Genomic DNA, 21,079 nt, shown 5'->3' on the forward strand with positions numbered 1-21,079 from the left:
CCTCCTAGCCTTTTTTGTTGATACTCATGTTTGTCATCGGGAAGAACTGCACGTTCAGGCGGTAGACTTCGTCTGTCGCAGTTTCGCTTGTCGCAATCGCGATGATTTCCTTGCGGAATGCGGCAATCTTCTGCACGATTTTTTCGTAGGCCTCCCGCGTGATGCCGAGGGTGAGGCCCGAGAAGTGCCGCTCGTTCTGCGGCACGCCCTCGATGGCGTTGAGGGCGATTTCACCCATCTGGCGGTGCAGCCCGCGCACGGCCAGCGGGGTGAAATCCATCGGGCCGGTCGTCACGGTTTTGTCGGTCTGTTTGTAGTTCCCGACCTTGTCTTTCTGGAGCAGGTTCGCCTTGACCAGAAAGCTCAGCGATTCGCTGACCTCGGCTGCGCTGATTTCCGGGCGGCAGGCGTGGGCGAGCGCGAGCGGCTTCGCCCCCGGCATCGCGGGAGCCAGTTCGCGGAGCACCGGGTTCCTCCAGCTTTCGAAAAAGCGGAACGATTCCGCATCCACGATTTTTGCCTTGTGGGCTTCCGCGATGGACAGCATTCTGCTGACTGCCGCCCTTTTTTCGCCGTCACTTTTTGCATGGTCGAGCTTGACCATTTCGACAAAGAATTTGCGTTCATATTCGGCCAAGTGCATGGCCTGGGCCACGCGTTCTGCGGCAGCCTCGCTCAAGTTGAAGCGCCCCTCGCTTACGTACTTGAGGTAGACTGGCGACGAGAATCCGGCCATTGTTGCAAACTGCTGCCAGGAGAATGAGGATCTCGCCTTCCTGTTGGCGTAGTAGTCCGCAATGTACTGGCGGTAGCTCTTGTATTCAAGTAGTGGTTTCATTGTTCCTCCTAGAGGCGGGTTCGGGGGTGGGCCCCTGCCCGTCCTTGTAAATCAATATACCATCTAATTTCTGAAAAACAATAGTCTACAATATGAAATTTTAATTTTTGTGCTAAAATTAGCAAATTTTGACAAAAAATCAAAAAATTTTGATTTCTACAATATGAAAAAGGATTGCCTTTCCACAGACAGCGCACAGTACAATCAGAATTCATTAATCAATACGAAAAGAAGGCGGGCCGAAGCCCGTCTCCCTTTTCCTCCTATCCTCAGGTTTCAGGATTTTTTGATGAGAGATTCTAGTTCTTTATGCAGCGGACATTGGCACTGTAATAGTTGGATGCACGAGCTGTATACCATTGATCTTCGTAATAGCTCATTTCTATCTTGTCTATAGGTAATATTTGTTTGGCGTTTAGGAAAGTGATTGTAGGAATTGACGCATCGGCGATAATGAACGTGTTGAACCAGTATTCCCCTGACAAATATATTGTATTGGGATTACTATATTCGTCAAAGGGGAAATCGTCGTCGACACGCACTTCGGTGACGACATTCTTTATTCCAAATCCAGTTGCATATTCGTCGTAAAGAACAATTCCTGCTTTTTCATTGTCAACATCATATTGTTTGCCCATCATTTGCAACAGGGTTTTCCAATCGTTCAAAGTCGGAATTCTCCATCCATCAGGACATACGCCTTGATAGTTGTTGGCATCCTTTTGTGACATATATTCCTTGTAACCGAGTGACCAATCTAGGTTTTCCGTCCATGTACCGCCGTATAAAGAATCGCAAACTTGCTTTGGATTGACCTCGCATTCATCTACATTATAGTTGTCGCACTCTGCAAGCATTGAATTGAAACATTCCTCTATTGCACTGTCATTTGCGCCAACTCTTTTGGGAAGATATTTGGAATAACAATATTCTTGGTCCCTTGTTTGCTGGTCCATGCAACTAAGATCATCTTCGGGACATTCCTTCGTTTCGGCGTCAAAGCATTTCTGCTCTAAGAAGATTGTATCTCCAGCGGAGTTTACCGAGTATATTGTCACATCGCTCTCTCCAATATTCATTGCTCCAGTCCATGAATAAGAACGACCATACATTTCGCAATTTTGATCGTTGAATATGCACAATGAATGATCCTTCAAATTGGCCTTCAGTGTACTGTCTGCATTTGGTGATGTTGCGTCAAAACTCAAATTCTCGGCCATCCAAGTTTGCGATATGCCATCCAGATTATAGGTAACGGTTTTATATGTTTTCCCGTCACGATTGTCTGTTACGGATCCGATAGTATGTTTGACCGTTTTAAAACCAATTGTCCATTTCTCTGAACGACATACAATTGTAAAGGGTCCGTCGTTAAATTCGTTGATTGACTTCATTTCGCCTTCGCGTGATTCCGTGCATTGTCCAAAGCCCGTCTTTTGCGCTAAATAGCCGATTTCGTAATCAACCATCTTTTTTGTATTTTCAAAAATCGTTTCTACGTTGGTTCCTTGCGCAGTAATTACTGAGGTAGGAATAAACAACATCGTACGGATGTAGTTTTCAAGATTGATATTTAAATAATCAGTATAAGTGTGAAGATCTCGAGACAATTTTATTACATAGGTCAATTCAGAATCGCCTTCGGGGAGCATTTCAAACTGGCCAAAACGTCCGTATATACCGAAATCTTTTAGAATTTCTCTTTCGGCTTTTTTATTCGCTTCTGTAAAACTCATACCATCGGCAATGTATTGTTGCAAAAGCGGAACCTTCATATTCGTTAATGTGTTGATGCTGATTTTTTTAATTTCATCTAAATTAACAATAGCCTTAAGAATATGAATATATTTGGTGGAACTATCGGTAGTGGCAATAGAATCCCAATCCGTACAGGTTGGACATTCTGTTGAATCGAAAAATTCCTGGGTTTCAATCAACACATATGGACTATGTAGAGAAAAGTCATTGAATTCAAAGCGACCATCATTGTTCTCAAGGGTGTCTATATAGGATTTTCCGGTCTTGTTGAATGTCAGCGAGTCCAATTCGTAAACGGTGATAATCGTTCCGCTCTTGGCGAGTGTTGTCTGGCTCGTCGAGTTGGGATGGACCGATGCGCTGTTTGATGCTTTGATGGACAGCGTCTTGGGGATTATATCGCCGATCTGCCCAGACAACGCATAAATGCCGGTTTCTTCTCCGGCGCCACCCAGCGAAATCACGGACTTGGAGTCTTCGGAGCAGCCCGAAAACATCAGGATGAGTGCAAGCGCCATGACCAGACAGAATGCCGTCCCGATAAAATCATACACTAGCGTGTTTTGTGTTTTATTTTTCATGGTTTCCTCCTAACCCTTTTTATTGATACCCTTTTTTGTCATCGGGAAGAACTGCACGTTCAAGCGATAGACTTCGTCTGTTGCGGAATCACGCGTCGCAATCGCAACGAGTTCCTTACGGAATTCGGCAATCTTCTGCACGATTTCTCCGTAGGCATCCCGCGTGATACCTAGCGTAAGGCCCGAGAAATGTCGCTGGTCCTGCGGAACACCCTCGATGGCCTCCAAGGCGATTTCGCCCATTTGGCGGTGCAGTCCGCGGACCGCTACGGGCGTTACGTCCATAGGACCTGTCGACACGTATGTGTCGGTCTGTATGTAACGGCCTTGTTCGTCTTTTTTCAGCAGGCCCGCCTTGACAAGGAAATTCAGCGCTGCGGTCACCTCGGCGGCGGTAATATCCGGACGGCACGCATGGGCAAGCGCAAGCGGTTTTGCCCCGGGCATCGCAGGCGCCAGTTCGCGAAGGACCTGGTGCTTCCAGCTTTCAAAATAGCGGAACGCGTCTCCTTCCAGAATTTTGGCCTTGTGCGCCTCGGCCATCGAAAGCATTTTCTTGAAGTGCGTTTTTTTGTCGGCATCTGTCTTTGCGTTGTCGAACTTGACCATCTCGGCAAAAAATTCCCGCTCGTAATCCACCAAGTGCATGGCCTTGGCCACACGGATGGTCGCCTCTTCGCTCAAGTTGAAGCGGCCCTCGCTTACGTACTTGAGGTAGACCCGCGAGGAAAAGCCCGCCTCGTCTGCGAAGTCCTGCCAGGTAAATGCGGATTTTGCCTTCTTGTCGGCGTAGTAGTCCGCAATATACTGGCGGTAGCTCGTATATGTTAGAATGTCTTTCATTGTTCCTCCTAGAGGGCCGCATGGACTTTGTGTGTCCTGCTTGCCCTCGAAAACAAATATATCCCCAAAAATTAAAAAAGTCAATAACCCACAACACAAAAAGTTGATTTTTATTAAAAAATGTTGATTTTTAGTGATGAATTTATAAAAATATTGAATTTCTGCAACACGAAAGAAGCGCAAAATGCATCATAGTGAGGGGTTTTGCCCTGCACGCTTGATGAAATGATTCTGCTAGTTTTCTTCGGTGGTTTCGTTACTGCTGTGGCAGACGATGCTAACCGGGTCTATGCACGGGTCTTGGGGTGCCAGTTGGTAGCAGCGAACCGCCGCTCCCCGTGTCTTTTTTATCATAGTATCAATGATTCTTCTAAAACTGACGCCGTACGTATTATTTCGTTCAAGAAGACTTCCGAAACCACCGATATCTTCGCCTCCGCCTTGCACGGACCAGTAGTAGAAGTTTTCGCCTACTTCCTTAAACTCGCCGTCTTCGTAATACCCGTTGGGCAAAGCGGTAAATCCCAATTCGTTCGTGCAGCCGGGATACATCCAACCGTCCTGCGCACAATACGCTTCTGACTCAAACTCATACCTGAATATAGTCCAAATTCCCATGTTGGCGTACATGAGCCATCCATCGGGACAAAGTCCCTGATACTGAACGTCATAGGTATTGTCGGTTTTGTCTGGATAATGTTCATAGTTGTATTTGGGATCCACATTCATGGCGGCTGCCCAAGTATATAGGCGCCCGTACTTGGAACAGGAATCCAAACTGTTAAAGGGACACCAAGAGTTTCCCAACAAATTTGGATTGGCGACGGAGTCCGAATAATTCAGATTTTCTGCCATGAACCGGAGGCGACCATAATTTGCATCTACATACTTATACACATGCCCGTCCCGCTCGTCGGTAAACTCGCCGTAGGAAAGCGCCGGGTTCAGGTAATCCCACGCCAGGTGTTTTTCGACATAGGGCTTGGAATTGGAACTTGCGACAGACGAAGAGGACTTCGCCGAAGATGAACTCCGGATGGAAGAACTGCTCGGTATCGACGATGACGATTCGATGATTTCTTCCGAACTGGAGATTTCTTTCGAACTGGAGGTCTCTGGTGCCGGAGATGAACTTGCATCATCTCCGCATGCGATGAACATGCAGGCAATAGAGAGTAATGCTATTGCTTTACGCATCGTTGTCCTCCTTTATTATGGGCAAATTTTATGCGCCCAGCTTCGTGCGGATCCAGTTGTTCGCGTTGGCGATAGCACCGGCAATCTTGTCGACTTCCTTGGTGCCGGCCTGAGCGCGGTCCGGACGTCCACCGCCGCGGCCACCGCAAGCAGCGGCGAGGTCCTTGACGATGTCACCGGCCTTGATGCCCTTGGCCTGAACGTTCTTGCCGACCATCACGGCGATGCTTCCGTTGCACTGGCACTTGTTCGCAATCACGGCGACGCTGTCGGTGTCGAGCTTGTTCTGGATACCATCGAGCAAGTCCTTGTACTTTTCGTCCGGCAGGGCCAATTCGCGCACGAACAGGTTCACACCCGCCACGTTGATGCCACCGTTCAGAATTTCGGCAGCGGCAAGCGTCGCGAGTTCGAGCTTCACGGACTGGAGACTCTTTTCGAGGTTCTGCGTCTTGGCGAAAGTCTGCTGGATGCGATCGAGAACGTCGGCATCCTTGCAGCGGAGCTGTTCGCGGAGAGCGGTCAGGATGTGCGTGCCGGCGCGGAGCAGAGCGAGAGCGCCACGGCCAGAAACAGCTTCGATACGGCGCACGCCAGCGGACACGCTGGATTCGGAAATGATCTTCACCATGCCGATGTTACCGGTGTTCTGCACGTGCAAGCCACCGCAGAGTTCCTTGGAGAATTCTTCGTTGCAGGCGCCCATCTTCACGACGCGGACTTCGTCGCCATACTTTTCGCCGAACAGAGCCATGGCACCGCTTGCCTTAGCTTCGTCCACACCCATCACCTGAGTGTTGACCGGCAAGCATTCCATGACCTTAGCGTTCACGATGTCTTCTACCTTCTGGATTTCTTCGGCAGTCATTGCGTTGAAGTGGCTGAAGTCGAAGCGGAGGAGTTCGTTCGAAACGAAGCTACCCTGCTGCTGCACGTGAGTGCCGAGCACCTGACGCAGCGCTGCCTGCAGCAAGTGAGTGGCGGAGTGGTTCTTGCGGATGTCGTTACGGCGGTCGTTGTCGACGGTTGCCATGAACACAGCACCCATCGTCGTTTCGTTGGCCGTACCCTTCTTTACCTTACCGCGGCAGAGGGCGGTGTCATTCACCTTCACGGTGTCGAACACGTCAATTTCGAGGTCAGCGGAAACGAGCGTTCCCTTGTCACCAACCTGGCCACCCATTTCGGCATAGAACGGAGAAGTTTCGAGCACGATGCTCAAGACGCCCTTGTCTTCACGCCAACGGACAACCTTCGTTTCGCAAGCGGAGAGTTCATAACCGACAAACTTCGTGCTAGCTTCGCTGTACTGCGTCCAGCCTTCGGTACCCATCGTGTTGATGCCCTGCTTCATGTTGTCGCGAGCACGTTTCTTCTGTACTTTCATGCATTCTTCGTAGCCCACATCATCAATAGTCATCCCTCTTTCTTCGGCGAGAATGCCAGTGAGATCCTTCGGGAATCCATAAGTATCATACAGCAGGAACACCTTGTCACCAGGAATAATCGTTCCCCCACCAAGTTCTTCAACAATCGAAGCGAAGCGTTCGAGGCCGGCGTCGAGCGTGCGGATAAAGCTTTCTTCTTCGCTCTTGATCACGGAAGCAACGAATTCCTTGCGTTCGCGGATTTCGGGGAAGGCATCGCCCATGGTATCGGCGAGCACCTGCACGAGCTGGCAAATAAACGGCTTCTTCTGGCCGAGGAGGCGGGCAAAACGGCTCGCGCGGCGCAAGATGCGGCGGAGCACGTAGCCACGGCCTTCGTTGCTCGGCAGGGCGCCGTCGGCAATAGCGAAAGAAATGGCGCGGATGTGGTCGGCAATCACGCGGTGCGGGGTGCCGGCTTCGCCATCGTTGTACGGAACGCCACTGAGTTCAGCAATCTTTGCGATAATCGGGGTGAACACGTCGGTGTCGTAGTTGCTGGTCTTGCCCTGCAAAATAGCGCAGATACGTTCGAAACCCATGCCGGTATCGACGTTCTTGGCCTTCAGCGGAATCAAGGAGCCATCGCTCACGCGTTCATACTGCATGAACACGTTATTCCAAATTTCGATGTAGCGGTCGTTTTCGCCGTTCACGCCCTTGATCGGGTCCTTGAACGTTTCGGCCTGCGTGGCGAGGTCGCCGCGGTCGTAATGGATTTCGGAGCAGGGGCCGCACGGACCGGTGTCGCCCATTTCCCAGAAGTTTGAGTGAGCATCGAAGCGCATGATGCGGTCATCCGGAAGACCAGACACGTCCTTCCAAATCTGCCAGGCTTCGTCATCGTCCTGATAGACAGTTGCGAAGAGGCGTTCCTTCGGGAGCTTCCAAACTTCGGTGAGGAGTTCCCAGGCCCAAGCAATGGCTTCTTTCTTGTAGTAGTCGCCGAAACTCCAGTTGCCGAGCATTTCGAAGAAGGTGTGGTGGTAATTGTCGCGGCCCACCACGTCGAGGTCGTTGTGCTTACCGGACACGCGAAGGCACTTCTGGCTGTTGCATGCGCGCTTCCAGCCCTTCGGATTGTCGCCCAGGAAGATAGCCTTGAACTGGTTCATGCCCGCGTTCGTGAACATGAGCGTCGGGTCGTCATGCGGAACCACCGGCGAAGAACGCACAAAGAGGTGGCCCTTGGATTCAAAGAACTTGATGAAAGATTCGCGCACCTGCGCGGAAGTCATAGTAGGCATAGTTTACCCTTTTTGTTTTTTCGGGAACAAAGATAGAAAAGTAAGAGGTGGTTAGTGGTTGGTGGTTAGTGGTTAGGGATGTGATTTCGAGCCCCGAGCCTCGAGCCTGGAGCCTCAATTAACGCAGAAATCCCCGGCGCAAGCGCCGGGGATAGGGGGTTAGGAGGAACTTATGAAAATTTTAGTCGGCTTCGTAATCAAGGATGATTCTTGCCATGCCATCGGAAACCTTGACGTTCTGAACGCGGTATTCAACCAATTCCATCGTCCAGTTGCCACGGCTCCAGCGGTCCGAATTGAGGGACGTGCCTTCGAAATCGTCTTGCCAAGCGAGCGTGAAAGCCTTGCTTGTCGTATCGTAGGTGTAAGCGCGTACGTAATCAATCTGCTGTTCGATGGGGAGGCCGATGCCGGTGAACTTGCCAGTCCAAGCCGGAGTCTGTGATGCCCAGAGATTGAAACGCAAGCTCTGCGGTTTAGTCAGGAACTTCACCTGGTCGGCGTCTGCATGGGTGCCGTGAGCCATACCCAGAGTGTCGCGGCGGACTTCAACACTGTCGATTTCCCAAGAGACATACTCTGGAGTCCAAACGATTGTGTACAAATGAAAATCCTGCGTGGCGTCAAAGCCGAAATCATGTATTGTTTCGGAGTTCGTGGTTCCGGGGATAGAGGGGTCCGCTTCGCGCGTGATGATGTTGGACTGCCACTGGGTCTGGGACTTGCCGAGGACTTCAATGTCAATTTCGTTCCACGGTTCGTCGCCCTTTTTATAGGAATTGTCGTAGTTCAAGAACATGGAGCTGACCGTACCCGGAATGGACGCCATCTTCATTCTGGCCTCGAAACGACCATACAGGAACTGTTCCTTGCCAGTCAATTCGCTACCGTAGAAGGTGTATTCCTTGGACGGGTCGAGAGCGATGAGCTTGCCGTTTTCGTCGGTTGTCTGGATTGCTGTTGCTGAACTGGAGGATTCGTTGGCGACAGGAGCCAGAACGGAACTGGAAGAACCGTCTACAGCCGGGGGAACGTCGGAGCTGGAGAGTGCCGGCGGGAGCAAAGTGCCATCAGAAGAAGACGAGCCGGTGATAGTGGCATCCGGAGCCTTTGTCGGGGAAGAATCATCGTCAGAGCAGGCGACCAGCAAGGCGGCGGCAAACAGGGGCAACAAATACTTGATGTTCATAGTAAACCTCTTTTTCTTCAAAGATACTTCATAGCCGCCCCGCAGTCACTAGGAATGCTTGCCAAAATAGAATTGTCTGTATCAACTGTAGCTGTATTTTTGTAAAAAAGACGTGAAAAAACGCAAAAAAGGCTCCCTTTCAAAGGGAGCCTCTCAAAAATCTCACAAAATTCACTCTTTTTCTTTATAAACAATAGGATTGACGTCGTGGAAATTCAGGTATTTGGCTCCGATATACTTGGCCGAAATATCTACCTTGTAGTCGGCGAAACAAAGACAATCAGTTTGGACCGTGGCAGTATCCGGGAAGGTTTCTATCTCTTCACGGACAATCAAGGTGTCCCCTTGAAGTTCAAGTTTTATGCCCGTTACCTGGCCATAGTTCGCACATACCGAATAAGTATTGACCAAGAAAACGGCAGAACCATCCTCTTTCATGGTGAACTCGACGGAATCTCCAGGCATTAATTGTTTTGTTGTTGGACTATACCCTGTCGTGACGATTTCAGTAGAATCCACAGCCATCAAGTGCCTTTTCGCAAGATGGCCACCCCCGCAAGAACCTTTCCCCGCGACAAAATTGGTGGATTCCCCAGAAACAGGGATGATGGTCGAAGTTTGTTCATTTGCCGGCTTGCCGACGCTCTCGTCGTCGGAACAAGCAGCAAACAAGGCGAAACAGACAATAGACGCAATGCACAAATGCTTTATCATACAAATCCTCCTGTACATGATAAAGCAATATAATCAAAGCACAACAAAAGAAATTAAAACAAAATAGAGAATTCTAGAACGAAATTCGATTTAAAACAAAAAGGTGTTTCTAAAGAAACACGTAAAATCAAATTCCGCAAAAAACGAATTAAATATTACACAACGACAAAAATTTCGCTCAAAACCGCTTTGTAGTTCACAGAACTAGCAAGGGATGAAGACGAGGCGCAGGGTGAATAAACAATGAAAATTAAAGGCGTAAAACCAAATTTCGCAGAAAAACGATTAAAAATTATATATCGACAAAATTTCGCTCAAAACCGCTTTGTAGTTCACAGAACTAGCAAGGGATAAGAAACAAGTAAGACGAGGCCACGACCCCCGAAGCCGTAGTAAAATCTACGGCGAGAGGGGGAGTAACGAAGTATTACGCAGTTTGTTATCCCTTGATAGCATCACCCATGCTAAACATCGGCATATACATTGCAATCAAGAGACCACCGACCGCGCCGCCCAAGAACACGATGATCAACGGTTCAATCATACTCACGACGGAGTCCACTGCCGCGTCCACTTCTTCGTCGTAGAAGTCGGCGAGCTTGAGAAGCATGCCCCCGAGGTTACCGGTCTTTTCACCCACGCCAGTCATCTGGATAACCATGGGCGGGAAGATGCCCACTTCGGCCATGGGGTCTGCGATGGATTTACCGCCGGCGATGCCGATGGCAATTTTTCCGATAGCTTTTTCCACGACCATGTTACCGGCTGTGGATGCAACGACTCGGAGTGCATCCATCACGGACACACCTGCGTTTAATAGGGTGCCAAGCGTACGCGAGAAACTGGCTGTAGACGACTTTATCTGTAAATCCCCTATTTTGGGGACTTTCAGCATGAACTTGTCCCAAGCGAATTTCACCTTCGGGACCTTCATGGACATCTTGAAACCGATGATAGCGCCAATAACGGCGAGGAAGAGGAATGCACCGTTGTCGCGGATGAAGTCGGATATGCTCATCACGACCTGCGTCGGGGCGGGAAGTTCGGCATCGAGTGCGGCGAACTGCTCGGCAAATGTCGGCACCACGAAGGTCATGAGGGCAATCACCACGAAAATACCCACGATGATAACCATCACCGGGTAGGTCAGCGCCTTCTTGACCTTGCGCCTCAGGCGCATACTGTTTTCCATGGTTTCTGCCAGACGCGCGAGGATCCCTTCGAGAATACCGCCCGCTTCGCCCGCGGCCACCATGTTACAATAAAGAGCATCGAATACTTTCGGATGGAGCGCAAGCGCATCGGCCAGGGAAGAACCGCCGTTGATAGACTGCGTCACCTTGTGGATGACGTTCTTGAGTTCGGGGTTTTCGCACTGTTCTTCGAGGATGTTCAGGCACTGCAACATCGGCAAACCGGCGGAGCACATGGACGAGAACATACGCGTGAAACGGGTGAGGTCTTCGTGTTTGATGCCCGTGCCAATCTTAATCTTGATTTCGGTGGGCTTTTTCTTGAGGCTCACGATGACCAGGCGGCGGCGCAGGAGCAGGGCTTCGGCTTCGGCCTTGTCTTTGGCCTCCAGCGTGCCTTCGAAGTTGTTGCCTTGGCTGTTTGTGGCTTTATAAAGGAATTCGGCCATTCAGTTATACCCCTTCCTTTGCGAAAAGATTTTCCAGCTGGTCCGGGCTCGGAGAACGGGCAAGCGCATCGAAGCGGTCGATCTTGCGGTTCTTGACGAGTTCGCACAAGCACATGTTCATGGTGTTCATGCCGAACTTCTGGCCAATTTCGATCATCGACTCAATCTGGTGGACCTTGTCGTCGCGGATAAGCGCACGGATACCCGGAGTCACGTTCATCACTTCGTATGCCATGACGCGGCCGCCACCGATTTTCGGGAGCAAGGTCTGGCAGATGACGCCCTGCAACACGAAGGAAAGCTGGGTGCGGACCGTCTGCTGTTCGCCCTTCGGGAAGGCGTCGACGATACGGTTGATGGTCTGCACGCAGGAGTTCGTATGCAATGTTGCAAACGCAAGGTGGCCCGTTTCGGCGATGGTCAATGCCGAACGGATCGTTTCGAGGTCACGCATTTCGCCGATGAGCACCACGTCGGGGTCTTGGCGCAACGCCATCTTGAGTGCCTGGGCAAAACTGTTCGTATCGCTGCCCACTTCGCGCTGGTTGATCATGCAGCCTTGATGCTTGTGCAAAAATTCAATCGGGTCTTCGACAGTGAGGATGTGCTCGTGGCGTTCCTTGTTGATCTTGTCGATCATGGCGGCAAGCGTCGTGGACTTACCGGAACCGGTAGCACCGGTCACCAGCACGAGCCCGGAGGGGCGAGTCGTGAATTCGGCCATGATTTTGGGCAGGCCGAGTTCCTTGAAGGTCTTGATTTCGAGCGGGATGATACGGAGGGCGAGAGCCACGCAACCGCGCTGCAGGTAGGCGTTCGCACGGAAACGCGCGAGGTTCGCGATACCGAAGGAGAAGTCGCACTCCTTGACCTGCTCGAATGTTTTTTTCTGGAGTTCGTTCATCAGGCTATACGTCATGCGCATAGTTTCGTCCGGCTTGAGCTTGTCTTCGCCAATCGGAGTCAATTTTCCTGAGATTCGGAAAAGGGGAGGAGTACCTGCGGTAATATGCAGGTCAGAAGCTCCACGCTTCACCATTTCTGCGAGTAATTCTTGAATATTGTAAGCCATACTTACTGAATATAATTTAAAAAATGCTGTTTTTTGTGTGATTTTCGTCAAAACGTGCGCTATTTCTCTTTTTGGGGAGGATTTTTTTTAATTCTGGCCGCAAACTACTGCTAAATTTTAACGCATGAAGGGAAACTGGGGAAAAATATGGGGTATTGCGGCGGGCACCATTGCTGCGTTGGTCGCTGTACTTTGTGTTGCGATTTATCTGCTTTCGCCACCTTCCATTCCCGACAAGTTACTGTTCCATGACCTCAGGGGGAGAAATGTCGCCTTGAGGGATTACAAGGGAAAAATCGGGACCGTCGTCATTTTCACGGCCACCTGGTGTACGTACTGCAAAGAAGAAATCCGTGCGGCCAAACCTGTCTACGAAGACAACTCGCTTCGCGGTATCCAGTTCTTGATGGTGTTCCAGGATTACGACGTGGGCGATATCCGGAGGTATGCGAAGGCGAATGCGATCCCGTGGCCTGTGGTGCAGAAGACGGACTATTCCATGAAGGTTTTCCAGCGCGAAGGGCAAGGCGTTCCGAGTGCCTATTTCCTCACGAACGAGGGCAAAGTGGTGGCGAACCTTGCTGGGCGAAATTCTGCGAAGCATTACCGGGAGGCGATAGACCTCTTGTTCGAAGAGCATTTCAAGTGATTCCCGCTCATGAATTTTTATAGGATGTTATAGATGTTGTTTAGAGTAAAGTGCCTTGCGATTGTTTTGTTTGCAACCCTGTTGCTTGCGGGTTGTGGCCAAGTCGGGTTCCAGACGGTCCCCTCCAAGATTGAGGATTTCCAGGGGAACACTGTCGAAGGCGATGTATCTAGCTATTCGAAGGAAAAGGGTGCAGCGACGCTTATCGTGGTGAGCGCGTCCTGGTGTGGCGCCTGCAACTCCGAACTCCCTGCACTCAAGAAACTTGCTGCGGAATACGAGGGCTTAGGGCTCAAGGTCCTTGTCGTGAACGAAGACGACGATATCGAGACGGCGGCAAAGTACAAGCGCGCGCGTGATATCGAGTGGACGATGCTGCACTGGAATTACGAGATGATGAACAAACTGGGCAATCCGGGTGTCATTCCCGTGCATTATCTGGTAGATTCTCAGGACAGCGTCCAGCGTGTAGACGTGGGCACCTTTGACGCATCGAAGATGCGGCATGAATTGGATCGGTTGCTGAAGCGGCCGAATACTTAGGCGACTGTACTCGGGAAGAGTATTACGTCGGAAATTTCTTTCTTGTTCAACGCGAGCATGAACAGGCGATCGAGCCCGAGGGCCACGCCCGAGCAGGCGGGCATCCCGTAGCGCAGCGCCGCTAGGAATCTCTCGTCGACGGGAGGGAGCGGCTTGCCCATTTTGCTCCTGGTCTTGAGATCGGCATCGAAACGGCGCCGCTGCTCCGCGGCATCCGTCAGTTCGGAGTAACCGTTGCATAGTTCGATGTGATCGACAAACAACTCAAACCGGCGAGCCCAGCGCAGGCCGTCTTCGCCGATGAACGTCTCGGCAAGTGCTGCCTGTGAAGGCGGGTAGTCGATGATGAACTCGGGACCGTTCTCGGCCAGCGCGGGTTCGATGATGAAAATCATGAGGTAGTCCCACCACTGTTCGCGGGACATCATCTCGGGTTGCTCGGGAACGACGACGTCGCGGCTGCGGCATGCCTTTGCGAAGTCCATCAGGTCTTTGCAGAAGGGGTCCACTCCGGCGTAGTTGCGGAAGGCGTCGACCCAGCGGGTGCGGCGCGCGTTCAGCGGTTCGCCGATAATGTCGCTCACCAGTGCTTCGACCTCGTCCATCAGCATTGACTGGGGCATACCCACGCGGTACCACTCCACCATCGAGAATTCGTTGTTGTGGAATGCGCCGAATTCGTCTTTGCGAAACGACTTGGTGATTTGGAAGATGTCGCCGAAACCGGCGGCGAGCAGGCGCTTCATGTGGAATTCCGGGCTCGTCATCAGGTAGCGCGGCGGTGTCGCGTTGACCTCGAAATAGTCGAGCTGCGGGTCTGTGCCCCCGGCCATGGACAGTGCCGGGGATTCCACCTCGAGCACGTTCCTGCGGTTGAAAAAGTCACGGACGCGGCTCATGAGCGTCTGGCGCTTGAGCCATGTCTCCCTGTTACAAGTAGGCGCAAATTCTGATCTGCGCGTTTCTTGTTGGTCTTGAATCATGTCACCTCCCAATCCTTTCCCTTTGGACCATCCCTAGTCCTTGATGCAGCGCACCGACAAGTAGAAGCCTATGTCCACCGATATGGACGAAACTTCGGCATCGGTACTGAACATGGACCTTGCCGTTCCGCGCTTGTCGCCGTCGGCTTTTTCTGTCCAGAAGTATGCACCTTCGCCAAGAGTCGTCGAAATACCGTTCCTGTTCGCATAGCCACCGAACAGGGCTGTAAATGCGTAATCGTCACTGCCGTTGCTGCGGAGCTTTGTTGCAGCGCCGCTTGCACCACCGGCCAAAATCTCGAGCATCTTCCATTCTTCGTCTGTCGCGAGATGGGTGTTGTCGGGGCATGCGGCCTTGGCTGCGGCCTGCGTGTACAGGCGGCCGTAGGCGTTGCAGTTCTCGTCATCCTTGTCGTAGCAGATGGAGCCTTCTTCCATTTCGAAGTTCAGGTTCTGGACGAACCAGTTCTTGCCGTCGATTTCCTTGACTTTGTAAGTCTTGCCGTCGCGGTCGTCGACGAAGGTCTCGAACACGGGGCAGCGCGTTTCGAACTGCAAGGTGTCGAGAATCTGGTCCACCTTGGATTCCCAGGAAGTGCAGAAGCGGAAAAGCTGGCCACCGGGGAGTGCCGTGCTGTCGGCCTTGTGCTTTTGAGCCCAGCGCACCACGTACTTGAGGTTGATAATGGAGGTATCCGGGATGGAGAGCGGCTTTGCGAACTGCTGCATGAGATCGGAGAACTTGATGGCCGATGTCATCGGGGCGTTCCAGTAGCCTTCCATGATTCCGGTTTTCAGCTTGTCGAAGATGGGGGACGGCTTGGAAATGGTGATGGTCGTTTCCTTGTACTCGGCCGGCTTTTTCTTGCAAGTGGCGAGGCGTTCTTCGTCGCCAATTTCTTCGGCGTAGGATTCACAGGCTTCGATACATTCCTTCCAGGCCTTGCCCTTCTTTTTGCAGGGAACCCACATGGTGGTGTCGACCTTTTCTTTGAGGGGCTTCTTGAATGCCTTGTTCGCGAGGGCGACCTTGCCCACCTTCTTGAGGGCGTTGAATGCGTTGGAGTTACCCGCATTGGCGTCGGTCAGGAGGTAGCCGATGACTTCGGAGCAGGCGTTCAGGGCCTTCGGGTTGGCGCAAACTTTGGCACCGTAGCCGTAGGAGAACTGGGAGGGGCACTGTTCAAAGGATTCGTCGGGCATCTTCTTGAAGATTTTGTCGTAGATGGCGACTGCCGAGGCGGCGGGAAGCTTGCCACAATAGATTTCTTCGAGTTCCCCGGACTTTACGATTTTCTTGGCTGTTGCGATATCGCCGTCGTCAATGGCTGTATGTAGATCTTCTTGTGCCATGGCGCCTGCGGCGAGAAGTAAAAAAACAACAAAATACGGTTTCATGATCGGTCTTCTTTCTCCCTAACATCAAGACGCAAAAAAAAATTGAGATGTGATTCGCGTCACATCTCAATATAGAAATTATAAACTGAAAAAAAGTTAAAAAGAAAGAAACAGTGTAATTGATGCGCGAGGACTAGGTTTCGTAAGAAAGGATTTACAATATGGCGATGGCCAACAGGGAACAGCCCGAAAGCGACGTGACATAGGTCAGCATCCTCATGGCTTTTGCTCTTTCGTACAGCTCTTTCCAATAAAGCCGACGTTCATTTTTTTCATAACTATCCAACTTAAAATCCCTTTGAATTGGCTTGCAATTCAAAAAAAATATAGAAAAAGGAATGAAGAAGAATTATTCTTTTTTGCTGTCATTTCGAGAGGGACATAAACTAATTTAGAATTGTTTACAGTGTTTGCAAAGTGTCGAAAAACACACAGTGTTTTGAGTCACAGAAGCGTTTGTTTACTACATTTGCGGCATGATTGATGCAGAAAAAATCCGCAGTGAATTTCCGATGCTTGTGGCCGGCGACAGGGAAGAACGTCCCCTCGCTTTTTTAGACAGCACCGCGACGACGCAGAAGCCTGCGTGCGTCATCGATGCGATGGACGACTTTTACCGTGAACACTATAGTTCCGTCAAGCGTGGCGTGTACCGCTTGAGTGCCCGCACTACCGAAGCCTTCGAAGCCGCCCGCAAGAACGTGGCGAAGTTCCTGAACGCAGCAAGCGAAGATGAAATCGTGTTCACGCGCGGGACAACGGAGAGCATCAACCTGGTTGCCTGGAGTTACGGGCGCAAGTTCTTTGATGCGGGCGACGAGATTTTGATTAGCGGGTTGGAACACCACGCCAATATCGTTAGCTGGCAGATTGTCGCCGAGATGAAGGGCGCAAAAATCAAGGTTATTCCTGTCAAGGACGATGGAGATTTGGATCTAGATGCCATTCCTGCTTTGCTTTCTCCGCGCACAAAGATGGTCGCGGTCACGCATGTGAGCAATGCCGTTGGTACCGTGAATCCCATCGCCGAGATTATCGCGATCGTCAGGGCCAATGCACCGCAGGCCAAGATTCTGATTGATGGCGCACAGAGCGCAAGCCATATCAAGGTGGACGTGCAAAAGCTGGACTGCGACTTTTTCGTTTTTAGCGGGCACAAGATTTACGGCCCCACTGGAGTGGGTGTGCTTTATGGCAAGTACGCCGTGCTCGACAGCATGCCGCCGTGGCATGGTGGCGGCGAAATGATCAAGAACGTGACGTTCGAGAAGACGACCTATGCCGACGTGCCCGCCCGCTTTGAGGCCGGAACGCCTGCCATTGCCGAAGTCATCGGTTTGGGCAAGGCTATTGAATGGCTGAACCGCGTCGGTCTCGACGAAATCCGGCAGCACGAAAGCAAACTGGTAGAATATACGCTGAAACGCTTGGCTGAAATTCCGCAAGTGAAGGTGCTGGGCAACCCCAAGGAGCGTGGCGCGCTCCTGAGCGTCACGCTGGACGGCATAGCCGTGAGCGACGCCGCGATGATTCTTGACGAAGAAAACGTCGCGGTGCGCAGCGGGCACCACTGCGCACAACCTGTCATGGACAGGTTCGGCGTCGATGCCACGCTCCGCCTCAGTTTTGGCGCTTACACGCTTGAACGCGATATCGACCGGTTCGTTGCCGGAATCCAGCGCGTGCTGAGACTGTTCTCGTAACGCGACGGCTTATGTCGGGTTTGTTTTAAACTGGGGAAACTATGAACAAGATTGTTTTGAATATCGGTTGCGCATTAACGGCTTCTTTACTTGCCTGTTGCTTTTTTGTAGGTTGTGGAGACGATGGCTCTTCGGCCTCTAATGTAGAGGATGCTGTTTCAAGTTCTTCGTCTGTAGAAAACCTTTCGTTGTCTGGTGATGCTCTTTCTTCGGCCGATGCTCTGTCTGGCCCTTCTTCTGCAGGTGCTTTGACTGGTCCATCTTCGGCGGAGTCTTCTTCGTCGGTTGTGGAAAGTTCCGCTGCCGCAGCGAAACCGTCCCAGTTGTGCAAGATAAGCATGGCAACAGAAACGGGTTATCCAAACGTTGCCGTTATTTCGGCTTTTACAACGATTTGTTTGCCTTTGGATAACTGCGACACTTCTGCAGTGAATACGGGTTATGAGCACTGCATTGATGGACGCGCAACTGTCGATGGCTGCGCTGCTTCGATTAGGGCAGAAGTGGTGGAGTCTTGTGACGGCATTAGTGATGAACCGACGTGTGAAATACCCAATGGCCCTGTCTATATAAAGGGAAGGTTCAAAGCGGACTGCCCTGACATCTTGCGCTGATTAGGTTGATTCCGCTTAGAGATGTTCCTATTCCATAAATCCCGGAGGGGGCAGGTGCATGCCGGCCATCAGGAGCTTGTTGTCGCTGGCGTATTGCATGATGCGCCCCCGGCTCTCGGCGGATTTCGGCTTGTCCATGTCGTAGTTGGAATTGATTTCGGGGTGGTCCTTCTGTAAGGCGTAACCGTGCATCAGGTCGCCGACGATAATCAGGTTTGCAAGCTGGAAGGCTGTGTGGCCGGGAGTATGTCCGATGGCGTCTATCGCGAGTACTCCGTGGGGGAGGCTGTCGCCGAAGGCGAACAGATGCAGGCTATCCTTGTAGAGCGCCATGATGCCCTTCTGCAAGTCGTTTTTCGGGATGTCGTTCATCCAAGCGTCGTATTCCACTTTGCCCGCATAGACGGCGGCGTTCTTGAAGACCTTCACGTCGTTGCCTGCATCGTCTTTTGTGACAAGGCCCGCAATGTGGTCCACATGGAAATGCGTCAGGTAGACAAGCCCGATGTTGTCGGGGTTGACTCCGAGTGCGGCGAGGCGATTCATGAGCTGCCCGCCGAACGCGCCGAGGCCTGCATCAAACAATATATATTGATCGTCGATTTTCACGAGGAACGTGCTCACGCTGGCAGGAATGCCATCGGGCATGTTTATGCTGTTATAGAGCGAGTCGCTGGCGTCACTGAACAGCGTGCGTGGCATCAGCTTTTCGCCGTCGTTGTCCTGGATCCAGGTGACGCTTGCCCCGTTCGCGAGGGTTATGGTTTTCGTGCTTTCGACGGGCGCGGCGGCCTCTGTCGGGGCATTTGCGGTTTCGGTTGCTGAGCCTGTCGAAGCACTAGCCGGGGCCGCCTGGTCGGCGGGTTCTTCTGCCTTGTTCTCGTTAGTGCCCTTCTTTGTATCGCTACAACCGGTGACGGAGAGCGTGAGCATGAGCGCCGTGGCGCAAAGCGTTCCGAAAATCTTGTTCATGGGGCGAACTCCTTTTTTAAAGAGGGAATGGCAGAAAAATAACAAGAAAAATCGGTTTTCCTTCGTGAAATATGAATGTATCTTTTATTATATGAGCGAAAATCTTGTACAAACAGTTTGCACGAACGGATTTGAGATGGAATACGCCCGTTTTGGTACGGGTGCAAGGCCTTTGGTCATAATCCCTGGGCTTGCTATCAAGAGCGTGATGAAGTCTGCGGCATCTTTGCAGGTGCCGTACAAGATGTTTACTGAGGATTATACGCTCTACTTTTTTGATCGGCGCAAGGATGCTGAACTCGGATATTCCCTCGAAGAGATGGCACGCGACCAGGTGCTCGCCCTGCAGGCGCTAGGCTTGACCGATGTCGCTTTGTACGGAGTTTCGCAGGGAGGCATGGTGGCACAGCATATTGCCGCGAACCATCCGGAACTTGTGTGGAAGCTTGTGCTCGGATGTTCGACCTCGAAGGCGGAACCTGAACAACTTGAAGTTTTCGGCAACTGGACCCGCCTTGCCCGCGCGCACGACCGCGAAGGCCTTGTGGAGGCTTTTATCCGCGACAGCTTTTCGGTGAAATTCGTGGAACGCTACCGTCGTGCGCTCCTCATGATGTACAGGGATGTGTCCGATGCGGAAATGGACCGCTTTGCCGTGTTCTCCCACGAGTGCGACAACGTGAATACGGGGGACCTCCTCGGCAAAATCAAGTGCCCGGTGCTCGTGCTTGCCGCGAGCGACGACCGCGTGGTGTTGCCTGTCGCATCCGAGAAGATTGTGGAGCGGCTGAAGGCAGCCGATGTTCCTTACGAGTTCCAGATGTTCGAAGGGTACGGCCACGCTGCCTTCGACGAGCTCAAGGAATACAAGGAAAGAATTTTCCAATTTCTACAGAAATAGCTTAATTTAGATGCTTTAATTCTTTATAGCTAATTAGAATAGCTATAGTGGGATATTCGTAAAAAAGGAAAATTCAATAAACATTGTGAGAATGGAAGCGTCGGCCAAGGATGGGGAGGGTGCAGGGAGGGGCCCGTGCGGCCTTCGCAACTCTGAGCTGGGGCCCCTCCCGCATGAGTTCTTAGTTAAGTACATCCCGTATGAGTTCTTAGTTAAGTACATCCCGTATGAGTTCTGAGTTGAGGCTCTCCCGCATGAGTTCGTAAAAATGCAGTCTAATCGGAGCCTTTTTTCGGAAAAAAACTTCCTCGGAAGGAGAGACTTTTTTAAATTTGTGCCACTATGGCAAAAATTCTCTTTAAAAAACAGTTATCTCCTGCGGTATTCCAATTCCGCGTCGAGGCCCCGCTGATCGCCCAAGAGCGTAAGGCCGGCCAGTTCATCATCCTCCAGACGAACAAGGACAACGGCGAACGCGTGCCCCTCACCATCGCCGATGCCGACACGACTGAAGGCTCCATCACCCTGATTTTCCAGACCGTCGGTAAGACCACCACCGAACTCTCCAAGTTCGAAGTCGGTGACGATATCCCGGTGCTCGTGGGCCCGCTCGGTTCCCCGACCCACATCGAGAATTTTGGCCACGTGGTTTGCGTGTGCGGTGGCGTGGGCATTGCCCCGATGCACCCGATCGTGCAGGCCATGAAGAAGGCCGGCAACAAGGTCACCATCATCATGGGTGCCCGTAACGAGAGCCTCTTCCTCATGAAGGAAGAAATGACCGCCCTCGCCGACGAAATCATTTTCA

General features: G+C 51.6%; 17 protein-coding genes and 1 pseudogene. 6 read left to right on the plus strand and 12 right to left on the minus strand.

The features are described from left to right. Window positions 1–4 precede the first annotated feature (4 nt). From Q0Y46_RS02820 to Q0Y46_RS02860, 9 genes are all read right to left on the minus strand, one after another. Window positions 5–838: a TIGR02147 family protein gene (locus Q0Y46_RS02820; protein WP_297944636.1), complete on the minus strand. Its 834-nt coding sequence runs from the start codon at window positions 836–838 to the stop codon at window positions 5–7. Window positions 839–1,137: 299 nt separating this feature from the next. Next, window positions 1,138–3,177, minus strand: coding sequence for an FISUMP domain-containing protein (locus Q0Y46_RS02825; protein ID WP_297944639.1), 2,040 nt, complete (start codon window positions 3,175–3,177; stop codon window positions 1,138–1,140). 9 nt (window positions 3,178–3,186) lie between these two features. Then, the gene (locus Q0Y46_RS02830) at window positions 3,187–4,020 is read right to left on the minus strand and encodes a TIGR02147 family protein (RefSeq protein ID WP_297944642.1); all 834 of its coding nucleotides are present in this window, start codon (window positions 4,018–4,020) and stop codon (window positions 3,187–3,189) included. A 234-nt stretch (window positions 4,021–4,254) separates the two neighbouring features. Next, window positions 4,255–5,217 carry an FISUMP domain-containing protein gene (locus Q0Y46_RS02835; RefSeq protein ID WP_297944645.1) on the minus strand — a complete coding sequence of 321 codons (963 nt, stop codon included), beginning with the start codon at window positions 5,215–5,217 and terminating at the stop codon, window positions 4,255–4,257. Between the two features lie 28 nt (window positions 5,218–5,245). Then, a complete protein-coding gene (alaS, locus tag Q0Y46_RS02840; RefSeq protein WP_297944648.1) occupies window positions 5,246–7,891 on the minus strand; it encodes an alanine--tRNA ligase in 2,646 nt (881 codons plus the stop codon). Window positions 7,892–8,072: 181 nt separating this feature from the next. Continuing rightward, on the minus strand, window positions 8,073–9,080 hold the full coding sequence (locus Q0Y46_RS02845; RefSeq protein WP_297944651.1) for a family 16 glycosylhydrolase: 1,008 nt from the start codon (window positions 9,078–9,080) through the stop codon (window positions 8,073–8,075). Between the two features lie 171 nt (window positions 9,081–9,251). Next, window positions 9,252–9,794: a hypothetical protein gene (locus tag Q0Y46_RS02850; RefSeq protein ID WP_297944654.1), complete on the minus strand. Its 543-nt coding sequence runs from the start codon at window positions 9,792–9,794 to the stop codon at window positions 9,252–9,254. A 439-nt stretch (window positions 9,795–10,233) separates the two neighbouring features. Continuing rightward, the gene (locus Q0Y46_RS02855; protein WP_295681156.1) at window positions 10,234–11,436 is read right to left on the minus strand and encodes a type II secretion system F family protein; all 1,203 of its coding nucleotides are present in this window, start codon (window positions 11,434–11,436) and stop codon (window positions 10,234–10,236) included. Window positions 11,437–11,440: 4 nt separating this feature from the next. Further along, entirely contained in the window at window positions 11,441–12,508 is a 1,068-nt protein-coding gene (locus Q0Y46_RS02860) for a type IV pilus twitching motility protein PilT (RefSeq protein ID WP_295681159.1), read from the minus strand. A gap of 124 nt (window positions 12,509–12,632) precedes the next feature. On the opposite strand from Q0Y46_RS02860, the gene Q0Y46_RS02865 reads away from it, so the two are divergent. After that, window positions 12,633–13,157, plus strand: coding sequence for a TlpA disulfide reductase family protein (locus Q0Y46_RS02865; RefSeq protein WP_297944658.1), 525 nt, complete (start codon window positions 12,633–12,635; stop codon window positions 13,155–13,157). Between the two features lie 33 nt (window positions 13,158–13,190). Further along, window positions 13,191–13,700, plus strand: coding sequence for a TlpA disulfide reductase family protein (locus Q0Y46_RS02870; protein WP_297944661.1), 510 nt, complete (start codon window positions 13,191–13,193; stop codon window positions 13,698–13,700). Here Q0Y46_RS02870 and epmA read toward each other — a convergent pair. Then, window positions 13,697–14,683 carry an EF-P lysine aminoacylase EpmA gene (gene epmA / locus Q0Y46_RS02875; protein WP_297944664.1) on the minus strand — a complete coding sequence of 329 codons (987 nt, stop codon included), beginning with the start codon at window positions 14,681–14,683 and terminating at the stop codon, window positions 13,697–13,699. The two genes, Q0Y46_RS02870 and epmA, sit on opposite strands and share 4 nt — an antisense overlap. A 33-nt stretch (window positions 14,684–14,716) precedes the next feature. Then, window positions 14,717–16,081, minus strand: a complete 1,365-nt coding sequence (locus Q0Y46_RS02880) for an FISUMP domain-containing protein (protein ID WP_297944667.1) — start codon at window positions 16,079–16,081, stop codon at window positions 14,717–14,719. Between the two features lie 476 nt (window positions 16,082–16,557). Between Q0Y46_RS02880 and Q0Y46_RS02885 the strand changes: the two genes are divergently transcribed. After that, the gene (locus Q0Y46_RS02885) at window positions 16,558–17,784 is read left to right on the plus strand and encodes a cysteine desulfurase (RefSeq protein ID WP_297944670.1); all 1,227 of its coding nucleotides are present in this window, start codon (window positions 16,558–16,560) and stop codon (window positions 17,782–17,784) included. A 41-nt stretch (window positions 17,785–17,825) separates the two neighbouring features. Further along, window positions 17,826–18,398 (plus strand): hypothetical protein, encoded by a 573-nt coding sequence (locus Q0Y46_RS02890; RefSeq protein WP_297944673.1) that lies wholly within the window; start codon window positions 17,826–17,828, stop codon window positions 18,396–18,398. A 27-nt stretch (window positions 18,399–18,425) separates the two neighbouring features. Here Q0Y46_RS02890 and Q0Y46_RS02895 read toward each other — a convergent pair whose 3' ends face one another. After that, on the minus strand, window positions 18,426–19,370 hold the full coding sequence (locus tag Q0Y46_RS02895; RefSeq protein WP_297944675.1) for an MBL fold metallo-hydrolase: 945 nt from the start codon (window positions 19,368–19,370) through the stop codon (window positions 18,426–18,428). Window positions 19,371–19,461: 91 nt separating this feature from the next. On the opposite strand from Q0Y46_RS02895, the gene Q0Y46_RS02900 reads away from it, so the two are divergent. Continuing rightward, the gene (locus Q0Y46_RS02900; RefSeq protein ID WP_297944678.1) at window positions 19,462–20,271 is read left to right on the plus strand and encodes an alpha/beta hydrolase; all 810 of its coding nucleotides are present in this window, start codon (window positions 19,462–19,464) and stop codon (window positions 20,269–20,271) included. A gap of 342 nt (window positions 20,272–20,613) precedes the next feature. Beyond that, window positions 20,614–21,079: pseudogene (locus Q0Y46_RS02905) on the plus strand (sulfide/dihydroorotate dehydrogenase-like FAD/NAD-binding protein); the annotation flags it as partial.

The organism is uncultured Fibrobacter sp. (assembly GCF_947305105.1).
GTDB lineage: Bacteria > Fibrobacterota > Fibrobacteria > Fibrobacterales > Fibrobacteraceae > Fibrobacter.

Bases quoted from the DNA above. Each gene is read 5' to 3' on its own strand.
- Q0Y46_RS02835 (WP_297944645.1), bottom strand. From the start codon at position 5,217: ATGCGTAAAGCAATAGCATTACTCTCTATTGCCTGCATGTTCATCGCA.
- Q0Y46_RS02865 (WP_297944658.1), top strand. From the start codon at position 12,633: ATGAAGGGAAACTGGGGAAAAATATGGGGTATTGCGGCGGGCACCATT.
- Q0Y46_RS02855 (WP_295681156.1), bottom strand. From the start codon at position 11,436: ATGGCCGAATTCCTTTATAAAGCCACAAACAGCCAAGGCAACAACTTC.
- Q0Y46_RS02890 (WP_297944673.1), top strand. From the start codon at position 17,826: ATGAACAAGATTGTTTTGAATATCGGTTGCGCATTAACGGCTTCTTTA.
- Q0Y46_RS02845 (WP_297944651.1), bottom strand. From the start codon at position 9,080: ATGAACATCAAGTATTTGTTGCCCCTGTTTGCCGCCGCCTTGCTGGTC.
- Q0Y46_RS02880 (WP_297944667.1), bottom strand. From the start codon at position 16,081: ATGAAACCGTATTTTGTTGTTTTTTTACTTCTCGCCGCAGGCGCCATG.
- Q0Y46_RS02820 (WP_297944636.1), bottom strand. From the start codon at position 838: ATGAAACCACTACTTGAATACAAGAGCTACCGCCAGTACATTGCGGAC.
- Q0Y46_RS02900 (WP_297944678.1), top strand. From the start codon at position 19,462: ATGAGCGAAAATCTTGTACAAACAGTTTGCACGAACGGATTTGAGATG.
- Q0Y46_RS02850 (WP_297944654.1), bottom strand. From the start codon at position 9,794: ATGATAAAGCATTTGTGCATTGCGTCTATTGTCTGTTTCGCCTTGTTT.
- Q0Y46_RS02895 (WP_297944675.1), bottom strand. From the start codon at position 19,370: ATGAACAAGATTTTCGGAACGCTTTGCGCCACGGCGCTCATGCTCACG.
- alaS (WP_297944648.1), bottom strand. From the start codon at position 7,891: ATGCCTACTATGACTTCCGCGCAGGTGCGCGAATCTTTCATCAAGTTC.
- Q0Y46_RS02825 (WP_297944639.1), bottom strand. From the start codon at position 3,177: ATGAAAAATAAAACACAAAACACGCTAGTGTATGATTTTATCGGGACG.
- Q0Y46_RS02885 (WP_297944670.1), top strand. From the start codon at position 16,558: ATGATTGATGCAGAAAAAATCCGCAGTGAATTTCCGATGCTTGTGGCC.
- Q0Y46_RS02870 (WP_297944661.1), top strand. From the start codon at position 13,191: ATGTTGTTTAGAGTAAAGTGCCTTGCGATTGTTTTGTTTGCAACCCTG.
- Q0Y46_RS02830 (WP_297944642.1), bottom strand. From the start codon at position 4,020: ATGAAAGACATTCTAACATATACGAGCTACCGCCAGTATATTGCGGAC.
- Q0Y46_RS02860 (WP_295681159.1), bottom strand. From the start codon at position 12,508: ATGGCTTACAATATTCAAGAATTACTCGCAGAAATGGTGAAGCGTGGA.
- epmA (WP_297944664.1), bottom strand. From the start codon at position 14,683: ATGATTCAAGACCAACAAGAAACGCGCAGATCAGAATTTGCGCCTACT.